The sequence below is a fragment of the Shigella sp. FJ200513 genome (assembly GCF_040495915.1).
GTDB lineage: Bacteria > Pseudomonadota > Gammaproteobacteria > Enterobacterales > Enterobacteriaceae > ECMA0423.
This window is the reverse complement of sequence record NZ_JBDYCV010000098.1, coordinates 1-13,097: the sequence shown is the minus strand read 5'-3', so window position 1 is coordinate 13,097 and position 13,097 is coordinate 1. Positions and strand designations below refer to the sequence as shown.

General features: G+C 48.3%; 12 protein-coding genes and 5 pseudogenes. 8 read left to right on the top strand and 9 right to left on the bottom strand.

The features are described from left to right. Positions 1–242: 242 nt before the first annotated feature. The 5 genes and pseudogenes from uxaB to ABZJ92_RS17155 all read right to left on the bottom strand — a co-directional run. Positions 243–1,694 (bottom strand): tagaturonate reductase, encoded by a 1,452-nt coding sequence (gene uxaB / locus ABZJ92_RS17175; protein ID WP_000854633.1) that lies wholly within the window; start codon positions 1,692–1,694, stop codon positions 243–245. A gap of 226 nt (positions 1,695–1,920) precedes the next feature. Continuing rightward, on the bottom strand, positions 1,921–3,339 hold the full coding sequence (locus tag ABZJ92_RS17170; RefSeq protein WP_000558037.1) for a sensor domain-containing diguanylate cyclase: 1,419 nt from the start codon (positions 3,337–3,339) through the stop codon (positions 1,921–1,923). A 153-nt stretch (positions 3,340–3,492) separates the two neighbouring features. After that, a complete protein-coding gene (locus tag ABZJ92_RS17165; protein WP_001191025.1) occupies positions 3,493–3,837 on the bottom strand; it encodes a DUF4186 domain-containing protein in 345 nt (114 codons plus the stop codon). Continuing rightward, positions 3,837–4,763, bottom strand: a complete 927-nt coding sequence (glsB, locus tag ABZJ92_RS17160; protein ID WP_000257419.1) for a glutaminase B — start codon at positions 4,761–4,763, stop codon at positions 3,837–3,839. Before glsB ends, ABZJ92_RS17165 begins: the two co-directional genes overlap by 1 nt. 63 nt (positions 4,764–4,826) lie before the next feature. Beyond that, positions 4,827–5,768 (bottom strand): annotated as a pseudogene (locus tag ABZJ92_RS17155) (aldehyde dehydrogenase family protein); the annotation flags it as partial. 73 nt (positions 5,769–5,841) lie between these two features. On the opposite strand from ABZJ92_RS17155, the gene yneK reads away from it, so the two are divergent. Both yneK and ydeA read left to right on the top strand, forming a co-directional pair. Beyond that, positions 5,842–6,957 (top strand): putative protein YneK, encoded by a 1,116-nt coding sequence (gene yneK / locus ABZJ92_RS17150; protein WP_025745391.1) that lies wholly within the window; start codon positions 5,842–5,844, stop codon positions 6,955–6,957. 149 nt (positions 6,958–7,106) lie between these two features. Next, complete coding sequence (gene ydeA, locus ABZJ92_RS17145) at positions 7,107–8,297, top strand: L-arabinose MFS transporter (RefSeq protein WP_000210809.1); 1,191 nt, start codon at positions 7,107–7,109, stop codon at positions 8,295–8,297. A gap of 24 nt (positions 8,298–8,321) precedes the next feature. On the opposite strand, the gene marC is transcribed toward ydeA, so the two are convergent. Beyond that, positions 8,322–8,987 (bottom strand): NAAT family transporter MarC, encoded by a 666-nt coding sequence (marC, locus tag ABZJ92_RS17140; protein WP_000885033.1) that lies wholly within the window; start codon positions 8,985–8,987, stop codon positions 8,322–8,324. 207 nt (positions 8,988–9,194) lie between these two features. Here marC and marR point away from each other — a divergent pair, with 207 nt between their 5' ends. The 3 genes from marR to marB are packed head-to-tail and all read left to right on the top strand — an operon-like array spanning position 9,195 to position 10,282. Beyond that, a complete protein-coding gene (marR, locus tag ABZJ92_RS17135) occupies positions 9,195–9,629 on the top strand; it encodes a multiple antibiotic resistance transcriptional regulator MarR (protein WP_000843419.1) in 435 nt (144 codons plus the stop codon). A gap of 19 nt (positions 9,630–9,648) precedes the next feature. After that, on the top strand, positions 9,649–10,032 hold the full coding sequence (marA, locus tag ABZJ92_RS17130; RefSeq protein ID WP_000091199.1) for an MDR efflux pump AcrAB transcriptional activator MarA: 384 nt from the start codon (positions 9,649–9,651) through the stop codon (positions 10,030–10,032). 31 nt (positions 10,033–10,063) lie between these two features. Beyond that, the gene (gene marB, locus ABZJ92_RS17125) at positions 10,064–10,282 is read left to right on the top strand and encodes a multiple antibiotic resistance protein MarB (protein WP_000803661.1); all 219 of its coding nucleotides are present in this window, start codon (positions 10,064–10,066) and stop codon (positions 10,280–10,282) included. A 30-nt stretch (positions 10,283–10,312) separates the two neighbouring features. Here marB and eamA read toward each other — a convergent pair whose 3' ends face one another. Further along, a complete protein-coding gene (gene eamA, locus ABZJ92_RS17120) occupies positions 10,313–11,212 on the bottom strand; it encodes an O-acetylserine/cysteine exporter (protein ID WP_000087224.1) in 900 nt (299 codons plus the stop codon). 104 nt (positions 11,213–11,316) lie between these two features. Beyond that, positions 11,317–11,418 (bottom strand): annotated as a pseudogene (locus tag ABZJ92_RS22510) (hypothetical protein); the annotation flags it as partial. Positions 11,419–11,478: 60 nt separating this feature from the next. Here ABZJ92_RS22510 and ydeE point away from each other — a divergent pair. The 3 genes and pseudogenes from ydeE to mgtT all read left to right on the top strand — a co-directional run. Then, positions 11,479–12,594, top strand: a pseudogene (ydeE, locus tag ABZJ92_RS17115) (efflux MFS transporter YdeE); the annotation flags it as partial. Positions 12,595–12,720: 126 nt separating this feature from the next. Beyond that, entirely contained in the window at positions 12,721–12,816 is a 96-nt protein-coding gene (mgtS, locus tag ABZJ92_RS17110; protein ID WP_000901367.1) for a protein MgtS, read from the top strand. Next, a pseudogene (mgtT, locus tag ABZJ92_RS22505) lies at positions 12,816–12,860 on the top strand (protein MgtT); the annotation flags it as partial. The gene mgtS and the pseudogene mgtT, both read left to right, overlap by 1 nt. On the opposite strand, the pseudogene ABZJ92_RS17105 reads toward mgtT, so the two are convergent. After that, positions 12,853–13,097 (bottom strand): annotated as a pseudogene (locus ABZJ92_RS17105) (hypothetical protein); the annotation flags it as partial. The pseudogenes mgtT and ABZJ92_RS17105 sit on opposite strands and share 8 nt — an antisense overlap.

The following is a 13,097-nucleotide window of genomic DNA, read 5'->3' as shown; positions in this document are numbered from 1 at the left end:
GTATAAGAATCGACCATGCAGAGAGAGAAAACACCGGAGTGGAGGGAAAAGCAGAAAAGCTCACGTGGCATAAGGCGCGGACAGGGGTATCGCTTAGTTTTTCAATTTCCTATATGTCAAGCTTACAACATTAACAGGCGCTGCATGTGACACCTGTTAATGATAAAGGAATATAGGATGTTGTAACTAACATAGTGAAATAAGAAACCCGGTCGAAACCGGGTTCAGAAGTAACGGTGTTATTAGCACAACGGACGTACAGCTTCGCGCATCCCTTTTTCAAGAATCGCATCCAGGTCATTAGCAACCTGCTCGACCAGACCAGGCACTTGCGTCAGGTCCTGCTCCCAGTGGTCTTTTTCTGCCAACACAATCGCTACCAGTTCCTGGGTACCGATAACACGGTCACGATGCTGGCTCCAGAGTTGCTGATAACGTTCCAGCCAGTGTGCATCGTCCTGTACCGGATATGTTTCTCCGTTACGCTCACCACGATAGAACGCAATCAATGCCGCTAATGCGAAAGTAAGGCGCGCCGGAAGTGTGCCATTTGCCTTCTGCCCTGCCAGCAGCTGCGGCAGGATGCGGGTGCGGAACTTGGTCATACCGTTGAGCGCGATAGACAGCAGCTGATGCTTAATGTACGGGTTACGGAAACGCCCGGTGACTGCACTGGCGAAAGATTCCAGTTCATCACGAGGCAAATCCAGTACCGGAATAATTTCTTCGTAGATGGCTTTTTCAACGAATGCGCAAATTTCAGCATCGTTCATCGCTTCACCTACGGTATCCAGCCCTGCCTGGAACGCCACCGGCACCAGCGCGGTGTGCGCACCGTTGAGGATTGCCACTTTGCGTTCTTTATACGGTTTAATATCGTCAACAATCAGCACGTTGAGCGGATATTTGTCCAGGCGCAGCTCAGTCGCTAAGGATTTCGGCCCCTGAATCACAAACAGGTAAAAGTGTTCAGCGGTGTCGAGGAAACCATCGTGATAACCCAGTTCTTCTTCCAGTTTAGCCACTTCATCGCGCGGATAACCGGTAACGATACGGTCCACCAGCGTAGAACAGAAGCTGTTAGCCTGATCCAGCCATTGAATAAATGCTTCTGGCAGTGCCCACTCTTGCGCATAGCGCAGCACCAGTTCACGCAACGCGTCGCCATTGTAGTCAATCAACTCACACGGAATGATGATCCAACCTTTATCCAGCGCACCGTTGAAATGGCTAAAGCGTTCGAACAGCAGACGGGTCAGTTTTGCCGGATAGCTTACCGCTGGCGCGTCATCGAATTTATCGCCCGCATGGTAGCTGATACCCGCTTCGGTGGTGTTAGAGAAAACAAAGCGCATTTCCGGGTTGTGCGCCAGTTTCAGGAATTCATCGTATTCACTGTAGACGCTGATTTCACGATTAACCGAGCGAATCAGACGCGCGTCGCTGACCGCTTCCCCCTTCTCATTCAGGCCACGGATAATGGTGGTGTACAGACCATCCTGCGTGCTCAGTGACGGCGGGAATGAAGTTTCAATCGGACGAACAACGACCACGCCAGAATTCAGATCGGTGTGCTCATTCAGGAGATCGATTTGCCAGTCAACAAAGGCGCGCAGGAAGTTACCTTCACCAAACTGAATGATACGTTCTGGATACTGTGCACCGGGAAAATCGCGACGATTTAGTGTTTTCACAATGGGTTCCCTTCTGATTAGTCATACAACCCGTTTGAATTGGTGCGACAGGTTAGCAAACTTTAATACGCCGAACCCCTGTTTTGATCAACTCCTGATGATTAATGAGCAGTTTTATGAGAAAAGTGTGGCGCGGATCATGGTTTAATCGAGGAAATACGCCTTTTCCTGGATCATAAAGTGGTAGAACACATTGCATTCAAATCGCGCGGAATGAATAAAGATGTCAGACAACTTCCTCACCGTAACGCATAGTGCTGGTACGGTTGCGCCCATCTTTCTTCGAGCGATACAGACACGTATCGGCTTCGACCATCAATTTATTAAAATCATCGGTCAGCGTTCGGTACGATGCGCGACCACTACCGACGCCAATACTTACCGTGAGATAAAGCGTTTTTTGTTGCCAGGTGAATGGTTGCAGTTCAACGCCTTTACGGATTTTTTCCGCCATTAGCAGACCATCGACAGGATTCACCGACGGCACTGCAACAGCAAATTCTTCGCCGCCCATGCGCGCCACCAGCCCCTTATCACCGACAATCTTCTGAATATGCCGGGCAAACACGCTTAACACTTTATCGCCACATTCATGTCCATAGTTATCGTTAATGCTTTTGAAATAGTCGATATCAAGCAGCATGACCGTCAGATGTTGTGTCTGTTTCAGCGATGGACTTTTCAGCGCCTCATAAAGACCGGACCGTGAGTAAACCTGAGTCAGAAAATCAAAGTCGGCTCGCAGCGCAACTTGCTTCATTAGCAAATTGATCGCTGCCACGCTAAAAGAAACCATAATTGGGCATATCGCCATCGTGGCAATACCGAGACGTGCGGAGAACATTTCCGGAATGGAGAACGGCGAACCGACCGAGATATCAATCACCGAATTTGCCACCAGTACGATTTCCACCGCACCGGTGACAAAGGTCAACAGACATGTTACCTGCGGCGTATAGCGCACTGCACACCAGATTAATGCAGGCAGCGGGAACGCCAGACTCCCCGCTCCGCCAATGACTACCGAGGCAATAACCGACACAATAAACGCGATGGCGGGCATCATCTGTTCTGCTTTAAAGCGCGGCAGCACTCCAGGAATAGCCAACGTCAGCATACAAGGCACGATCAACACGCCCGTTGAGAATTGCTCACTGAACCAGTCCGCAAGCAAAGGCCAGAAATCCAGACTATCAATACTGACCGAACCAATCGCCCCGACAATAGCGCATAATAATGCGGCAATCAGACAGTAATTAAATAGCCGTAAAGCACTTACTGGCTCATACTTATTTTTCCCCAGACGCTTATCCCGCACGACCAGTAAGGCGACGGTAACAATAAACATCATATTGGAGAAATTGATAACCAGTGAAACCAGTCCCCATTCGGTGGTTATGGCATCATAAACCAGCATCGCCACATAACTGATCGCATAGTAATGCAGTCGATTAAGCCAGACATAGCGGGCAAACACCCCCGCCATTACGCCATTCAGCGGCCAGAAAAGAGAAAGTTCGTGAACCAGCCGTAACTCTGCACCAATAAAATAGAACAGCGTGGTTAGCGCAAAAATAGCGATGCTATTACGTAGCAGATGACCTTCCTGGAACAAACGGAAAGTTGAAATGGGGTGTACATGCATTAATTATCTGTCCATACAATTGCGGGTGGCAATTATCTCAACGTGATAAGTAAATTCTCATAAAGGATAGCATGTTCGCTAACAGCGGCGGCAAATAAAGGTACCCTGGGAATGCTATTTTATCGTTTTCCGCAATTCTCATGGCTGATTCATCTATACAACCAGCCAGTGATAGATTACCGCCACGATATAACGTTGTTGTTCTTCGCTTAACGAAACACCCTGCGGAATGTTATGCCACTTAGCCAGACAACCGCGACAGCAGGTCGCGGTGGCGTGCTGAGCGATAAACACCGGATGCCCGCGCATGGGGGTTTGCTTACCGTCATTAGCCGGTAATGCCGGAGCAAGACGTTTAGCGACAAAATCCGCCGCATGTTGTTCGATGACTGGCGCGCCTTTCTCCAGGCAATACTGACGCTCTTTCATGCCCAGACGAAAGCGAGAGCGAAATTTTGAACGGGATAAACGCGCGAAGAGTGGATCGAGAGACTGCATTAATAAACCGAACGCCCTAACTGTTTCGTCAATTGTTCAAGGACGGCGATACCCGCAAGCGAGTTACCTGCATCATCCAGTTCCGGACTCCAGACTGCGATGGCCATTTCATGCGGAACAATCGCCACAATACCGCCACCAACGCCAGATTTCGCCGGTAGTCCCACCCGCCAGGCAAACTCCCCCGCGTTCTGGTACATACCACTGGTCGCCATCAGCGCGTTAATTTGCCGCGCCTGCATTGGCGTCACCACAGGTTCATCAATATGAATAGCTTTCCCCTGATTAGCCAGAAAGACAAACGTCCGGGCCAGCTCTACACAGCTCATTTTCAGAGCGCAGTAATGAAAGTAGTTTTGCAGAACGGTTGTCACGTCATGATGGAAATTGCCAAACGACTTCATCAGCCAGGCGATAGCCGCATTTCGCGCGGAATGTTCAAATTCGGAACGCGCTACCACCGTATCGTATGAAATATCAGACACACCGCTTAAGCCGCGCACGACTTCCAGCATACGTTGCCGTGGTGCGCTTAGTCGCCCTTGCAACATATCGCAGACCACCAGCGCACCGGTATTAATGAACGGATTACGCGGAATACCCTGTTCCATTTCCAGTTGCACTAAAGAATTGAACGGTGATCCAGACGGATCTTTGCCGACGCGTTGCCAGATTTCCTCTTCGGAGTAATGACGCATGGCGACAACGAGACTCAGCACTTTGGAAATAGACTGAATGGAAAAACGTTCTTGCGCGTCTCCGGCCTGAAAAAGCTGTCCGTCAACGGTACAGATAGCAATCCCCAATCGGGAACCGTCTACTGTAGCCAGCGCCGGAATATAATCCGCGACTTTACCCTGACCAATGAGCGGCCGCACTTGCCGCAAGATGTTTTCTAAAATTGCATTATCCATGGCGACTGCCACTTTCTACTCCTGGACCGCAGGTCTGAAAAGACCTGCGAGTATATCAGAGCTGAATATGTCGCGTCAGATCCGGTCTTTCCACACTGTCTGGATATTACAGAATTCGTGTAAGCCGAAATGGGAAAGCTCACGACCAAAGCCACTCTTTTTCACGCCACCAAAGGCCACTCGCGCGTCGCTGGCACAATAACCATTGATAAACACCCCACCGCATTCCAGACGTGCCGCCATCTGTCTGGCCTGTGTTTCGTCGGTGGTAAAAATGGTCGCTGAAAGGCCGAACTCACTATCATTAGCCAGTTCCAGCGCATGTTCTGCATCTTTCGCAATGGTGATTGCAGCAACGGGGCCAAACATTTCTTCCCGAAACGCGGTCATTTCTGGGGTAACATTCGCCAGAACCGTTGGCGGATAGTAGTTACCTGCTCCAGCCATCTTTTCCCCGCCCAGTAACAAACGCGCACCCTGCGCCAGGGTTTTCTCCACCTGATGATGCAGCTCATCACGTAAATCAAAACGAGCCATTGGTCCGAGAGCGTTCTCTTCATCACGGGGATCGCCCATTTTCAAGGCTGCCGCAGCTGACACAAAACGTTCGGTAAATGCCGAAGCAATTCCCTCTTCGATAATAAAGCGTTTTGCCGCTGCACAAACCTGTCCGGTATTCTGATAACGTCCGGCTACCGCCGCTTTAACCGCCAGTTCCAGATCGGCATCGTTAAGCACAATAAATGGATCCGAACCGCCCAGTTCCAGTACGCATTTTTTCAGTGCCGCTCCAGCACGAACACTTCCGGTCACCGTGACAGCAGCAATGCGCGAGTCTTTAATCATCTGACTGACACCGTCGTTGTCGGCATTCAGCCAGCCATATACGCCTTGCGGGATTCCCGCATCTTTAAACACTTGGGCAATGAGCTGAGCACAGCCCATCACATTCGGCGCATGTTTAAGTAAGTAGCCGTTACCTGCAAGAATGATGGGAACAGCGCCACGCATCACCTGCCTTTGATAGTTCTTGCAGCTCAAATGCCCTATATAGTGATGTTCCGATGACTTATGACTATATGGGGCAAATATGGTTACGCCAGTAAGCATCTGCAATTACATATCTCTTCCTGATGATTTTCCCGCTCGTAATATTGCACCTCAAGTAAAAGAAGTTTTAAAGGATTTTATTGATGCACTCAGTACCATAATATGTGATGAAGAGTGGCGCACGTCTTTAAACACCAACTCAGCCACAAAAAAGATATTTAACAACCTTGATAACTTATCATATATTCAGAGGACTTCTTTTCGGGGTAACGACACACTATACAATGAAAAGGTTCACTTTAAACTCACTTATCCTGTCAAGAATGGAAGACACAAAGAAAATATTGAATTTCAGGTAGTAATAAATTTAAGCCCTATTTATTTAGATAATTTTCGCCATGATGGAGAAATTAATATTTTTTGCGCTCCCAACCCAAAGCCTGTCACTATGGGGCGCGTATTTCAGACCGGCGTCGAGCGTGTGCTCTTTCTGTTTATGAATGATTTTATTGAACAATTTCCAATGATCAACCTTGGCGCCCCCATCAAAAGAGCGCATACACCACATATTGAACCCCTGCCTCCGGATCACCATACCGCTGCAGATTACTTACGCCAGTTTGATTTGCTTGTCCTGAATTTTATCTCTCGCGGTAATTTTGTCATACTCCCCCGATTATGGAATAACTCTGAGGTTCACAGATGGTTCGTCAATAAAGATCCTAACTTGATCACCGCCATTCTCGACATAACGGACAGCGAATTAAAAGAGGATTTATTGCAAAGCCTGATGGATTCATTAGGTTCTAACAAACATGTACAACCCGAAGTCTGCATCTGCTTCTTATCCCTTTTAGCAGAACAAGAATCTCCTCATTTTCAGGACTTGTTTTTATTTTTCGCCAATATGTTATTGCACTATCACCAATTTATGAATCCCAATGAAAGTGATCTGAATGACGTGTTGATGCCAGCATCATTAAGTGATGATAAAATTATCAAACATATGGCGCGCAGGACCCTCAAACTGTTTGTAAAAAATGAAACGCCGCCAAAAGTTACTCACGAAGACCTGGTGAAAAACAGGCCTCGCTCCCCTGTCAGACCACCTATACCCGCAACCGCCAAAACGCCAGACCTCCCTGAACGTCATTAAACCGTGATGTTACCGACTCTCTGACTCGGAACAGAATCAGCGTCAGAGAAACGGAAAACGCGATCCAGATCACAAATGCATTGTATTCACATCATTAACCGTTTTAAGATCATTTCATCACTTTTTCGCAACTCACCCGATAATCTGTTATGACAACAAACACTGTTTCCCGCAAAGTGGCGTGGCTACGGGTCGTTACGCTGGCAGTCGCCGCCTTCATCTTCAACACCACCGAATTTGTCCCTGTTGGCCTGCTCTCTGACATTGCGCAAAGTTTTCACATGCAAACCGCTCAGGTCGGCATCATGTTGACCATTTACGCATGGGTAGTAGCGCTAATGTCATTGCCTTTTATGTTAATGACCAGTCAGGTTGAACGGCGCAAATTACTGATCTGCCTGTTTGTGGTGTTTATTGCCAGCCACGTACTGTCGTTTTTATCGTGGAGCTTTACCGTTCTGGTGATCAGTCGCATTGGTGTGGCTTTTGCACATGCGATTTTCTGGTCGATTACGGCGTCTCTGGCGATCCGTATGGCTCCGGCCGGGAAGCGGGCACAGGCCTTGAGTTTAATTGCCACCGGTACAGCACTGGCGATGGTCTTAGGTTTACCGCTCGGGCGCATTGTGGGGCAGTATTTCGGCTGGCGAATGACCTTCTTCGCGATTGGTATTGGGGCGCTTGTTACCCTTTTGTGCCTGATTAAGTTACTTCCCTTACTGCCTAGTGAGCATTCCGGTTCATTGAAAAGCCTCCCGCTATTGTTCCGCCGCCCGGCATTGATGAGCATTTATTTGTTAACTGTGGTGGTTGTCACCGCCCATTACACGGCATACAGCTATATCGAGCCTTTTGTGCAAAACATTGCGGGATTCAGCGCCAACTTTGCCACGGCATTACTGTTATTACTCGGTGGTGCGGGCATTATTGGCAGCGTGATTTTCGGTAAACTGGGTAATCAATATGCGTCTGCGTTGGTAAGTACGGCGATTGCGCTGTTGCTGGTGTGTCTGGCACTGCTGCTACCTGCGGCGAACAGTGAAATACACCTCGGGGTGCTGAGTATTTTCTGGGGGATCGCGATGATGATCATCGGGCTTGGTATGCAGGTTAAAGTGCTGGCGCTGGCACCAGATGCTACCGACGTCGCGATGGCGCTATTCTCCGGCATATTTAATATTGGAATCGGGGCGGGTGCGTTGGTAGGTAATCAGGTGAGTTTGCACTGGTCAATGTCGATGATTGGTTATGTGGGCGCGGTGCCTGCTTTTGCTGCGTTAATATGGTCAATCATTATATTTCGCCGCTGGCCAGTGACACTCGAAGAACAGACGCAATAGTTGAAAGGCCCATTCGGGCCTTTTTTAATGGTACGTTTTAATGATTTCCAGGATGCCGTTAATAATAAACTGCACACCCATACATACCAGCAGGAACCCCATCAGGCGGGAGATCGCTTCAATGCCACCCTTGCCCACCAGCCGCATAATTGCGCCGGAGCTGCGTAGGCTTCCCCACAAAATAACCGCCACCAGGAAAAAGATCAGCGGCGGCGCAACCATCAGTACCCAATCAGCGAAGGTTGAACTCTGACGCACTGTGGACGCCGAGCTAATAATCATCGCTATGGTTCCCGGACCGGCGGTACTTGGCATTGCCAGTGGTACAAAGGCAATATTGGCACTGGGTTCATCTTCCAGCTCTTCCGACTTGCTTTTCGCCTCCGGTGAATCAATCGCTTTCTGTTGCGGAAAAAGCATCCGAAAACCGATAAACGCGACGATTAAGCCGCCTGCAATTCGCAGACCGGGAATCGAAATGCCAAATGTATCCATCACCAGTTGCCCAGCGTAATACGCCACCATCATGATGGCAAATACGTACACCGAGGCCATCAACGACTGACGATTACGTTCGGCACTGTTCATGTTGCCTGCCAGGCCAAGAAATAGCGCGACAGTTGTTAATGGGTTAGCTAACGGCAGCAACACCACCAGCCCCAGGCCAATTGCTTTAAACAAATCTAACATTGGTGGTTGTTATCCTGTGTATCTGGGTTATCAGCGAAAAGTATAAGGGGTAAACAAGGATAAAGTGTCACTCTTTAGCTAACCTTGCATCGCATTGACCAAAACTTGAACCGATTTAGCAAAACGTGGCATCGGTCAATTCATTTGACTTATACTTGCCTGGGCAATATTACCCCCTACAACTAATTACTTGCCAAGGCAACTAATGTGAAAAGTACCAGCGATCTGTTCAATGAAATTATTCCATTGGGTCGCTTAATCCATATGGTTAATCAGAAGAAAGATCGTCTGCTTAACGAGTATCTGTCTCCGCTGGATATTACCGCGGCACAGTTTAAGGTGCTCTGCTCTATCCGCTGCGCGGCGTGTATTACTCCGGTTGAACTGAAAAAAGTGTTGTCGGTCGACCTGGGAGCACTGACCCGTATGCTGGATCGCCTGGTCTGTAAAGGCTGGGTTGAAAGGTTGCCGAACCCGAATGATAAGCGCGGCGTACTGGTAAAACTTACCACCAGCGGCGCGGCAATATGCGAACAATGCCATCAATTAGTTGGCCAGGACCTGCATCAAGAATTAACAAAAAACCTGACGGCGGACGAAGTTGCAACACTTGAGCATTTGCTTAAGAAAGTCCTGCCGTAAACAAAAAAGAGGTATGACGATGTCCAGACGCAATACTGACGCTATTACCATTCATAGCATTTTGGACTGGATCGAGGACAACCTGGAATCGCCACTGTCACTGGAGAAAGTGTCAGAGCGTTCGGGTTACTCCAAATGGCACCTGCAACGGATGTTTAAAAAAGAAACCGGTCATTCATTAGGCCAATACATCCGCAGCCGTAAGATGACGGAAATCGCGCAAAAGCTGAAGGAAAGTAACGAGCCGATACTCTATCTGGCAGAACGATATGGCTTCGAGTCGCAACAAACTCTGACCCGAACCTTCAAAAATTACTTTGATGTTCCGCCGCATAAATACCGGATGACCAATATGCAGGGCGAATCGCGCTTTTTACATCCATTAAATCATTACAACAGCTAGTTGATAACGTGACAACGTCACTGAGGCAATCATGAAACCACTTTCATCCGCAATAGCAGCTGCGCTTATTCTCTTTTCCGCGCAGAGCGTTGCGGAACAAACCACGCAGCCAGTTGTTACTTCTTGTGCCAATGTCGTGGTTGTTCCCCCATCGCAGGAACAACCACCGTTTGATTTAAATCACATGGGTACTGGCAGTGATAAGTCGGATGCGCTCGGCGTGCCCTATTATAATCAACACGCTATGTAGTTTGTTCTGGCCCCGACATCTCGGGGCTTATTAACTTCCCACCTTTACCGCTTTACGCCACCGCAAGCCAAATACATTGATATACAGCCCGGTCATAATGAGCACCGCACCTAAAAATTGCAGACCCGTTAAGCGTTCATCCAACAATAGTGCCGCACTTGCCAGTCCGACTACGGGCACCAGTAACGATAACGGTGCAACCCGCCAGGTTTCATAGCGTCCCAGTAACGTCCCCCAGATCCCATAACCAACAATTGTCGCCACAAACGCCAGATACATCAGCGACAAGATGGTGGTCATATCAATAGTAACCAGACTGTGAATCATGGATGCGGAACCATCGAGAATCAGCGAGACAACAAAGAAGGGAATGATTGGGATTAAAGCGCTCCAGATTACCAGCGACATCACCGCCGGACGCGTTGAGTGCGACATGATCTTTTTATTGAAGATGTTGCCACACGCCCAACTAAATGCTGCAGCCAGGGTCAACATAAAGCCGAGCATCGCCACATGCTGACCGTTCAGACTATCTTCGATTAACACCAGTACGCCAAAAATCGCTAAGGCGATCCCCGCCAATTGTTTGCCATGCAGTCGCTCCCCGAAAGTAAACGCGCCAAGCACGATAGTAAAAAACGCCTGTGCCTGTAACACCAGCGAAGCCAGTCCAGCAGGCATACCAAAGTTAATGGCGCAGAACAGAAAGGCAAACTGCGCAAAACTGATGGTTAATCCATACCCCAAGAGCAAATTCAGTGGTACTTTCGGTCGTGCAACAAAAAAGATGGCCGGAAAAGCGACCAGCATAAAGCGCAAACCGGCCAGCATCAGCGGTGGCATGTTATGAAGCCCCACTTTGATGACCACAAAATTTAGCCCCCATACGACCACTACCAGTAGCGCCAACACCCCATCTTTTCGCGACATTCTACCGCCTCTGAATTTCATCTTTTGTAAGCAATCAACTTAGCTGAATTTACTTTTCTTTAACAGTTGATTCGTTAGTCGCCGGTTACGACGGCATTAATGCGCAAATAAGTCGCTATACTTCGGATTTTTGCCATGCGTCCGATGGTTAATAACAACGACGAGGCAAGAAGGGCGCTGGTAGAGCGTCGTAGGGATAAGTTCATTTGTCTGTCCGGCAGTGCGTTTCGTTATGTTTTATTTTAGAGATGTAAAGAAATAGCATGGCTACGCTGCCATTTATGACCATTTACTTGAGTCGCCAGTACAGCCTGAGTGTCGATCTAATCGGTTATGCGATGACAATTGCGCTCACTATTGGCGTCGTTTTTAGCCTCGGTTTTGGTATCCTGGCGGATAAGTTCGACAAGAAACGCTATATGTTACTGGCAATTACCGCCTTCGCCAGCGGTTTTATTGCCATTCCTTTAGTGAATAACGTGACGCTGGTTGTGCTCTTTTTTGCCCTCATTAACTGCGCCTATTCTGTTTTTGCTACCGTGCTGAAAGCCTGGTTTGCCGACAATCTTTCGTCCACCAGCAAAACGAAAATCTTCTCAATCAACTACACCATGCTAAACATTGGCTGGACCATCGGTCCGCCGCTCGGCACGCTGTTGGTGATGCAGAGCATCAATCTGCCCTTTTGGCTGGCAGCTATCTGTTCCGCGTTTCCCATGCTTTTCATTCAAATATGGGTAAAGCGCAGCGAGAAAATCATCGCCACGGAAACAGGCAGTGTCTGGTCGCCGAAAGTTTTATTACAAGATAAAGCACTGTTGTGGTTTACCTGCTCTGGTTTTCTGGCTTCTTTTGTAAGCGGCGCATTTGCTTCATGCATTTCACAATATGTGATGGTGATTGCTGATGGGGATTTTGCCGAAAAGGTGGTCGCGGTTGTTCTTCCGGTGAATGCTGCCATGGTGGTTACGTTGCAATATTCCGTGGGCCGCCGACTTAACCCAGCTAACATCCGCGCGCTGATGACAGCAGGCACCCTCTGTTTCGTCATCGGACTGGTCGGTTTTATTTTTTCCGGCAACAACCTGCTATTGTGGGGTATGTCAGCTGCGGTATTTACTGTCGGTGAAATCATTTATGCGCCGGGCGAGTATATGTTGATTGACCATATTGCGCCGCCAGGAATGAAAGCCAGCTATTTTTCCGCCCAGTCTTTAGGCTGGCTTGGTGCCGCGATTAACCCATTAGTGAGTGGCGTAGTGCTAACCAGCCTGCCGCCTTCCTCGCTGTTTGTCATCTTAGCGTTGGTGATCATTGCTGCGTGGGTGCTGATGTTAAAAGGGATTCGTGCAAGACCGTGGGGGCAGCCCGCGCTTTGTTGATTTAAGTCGAACACAATAAAAATTTAATTCAGCCTTCGTTTAGGTTATCTCTGCTAATATCTTTCTCATTGAGATGAAAATTAAGGTAAGCGAGGAAACACACCACACCATAAACGGAGGCAAATAATGCTGGGTAATATGAATGTTTTTATGGCCGTACTGGGAATAATTTTATTTTCTGGTTTTCTGGCCGCGTATTTCAGCCACAAATGGGATGACTAATGAACGGAGATAATCCCTCACCTAACCGGCCCCTTGTTACAGTTGTGTACAAGGGGCCTGATTTTTATGACGGCGAAAAAAACCGCCAGTAAACCGGCGGTGAATGCTTGCATGGATAGATTTGTGTTTTGCTTTTACGCTAACAGGCATTTTCCTGCACTGATAACGGATCGTTGACACAGTAGCATCAGTTTTCTCAATGAATGAGGTGTACTGGCAATAGCGGACACTACCATTTGTTCTTTTTTTAAGCAGCCATCTGATGATATTTTTCCCTGAAG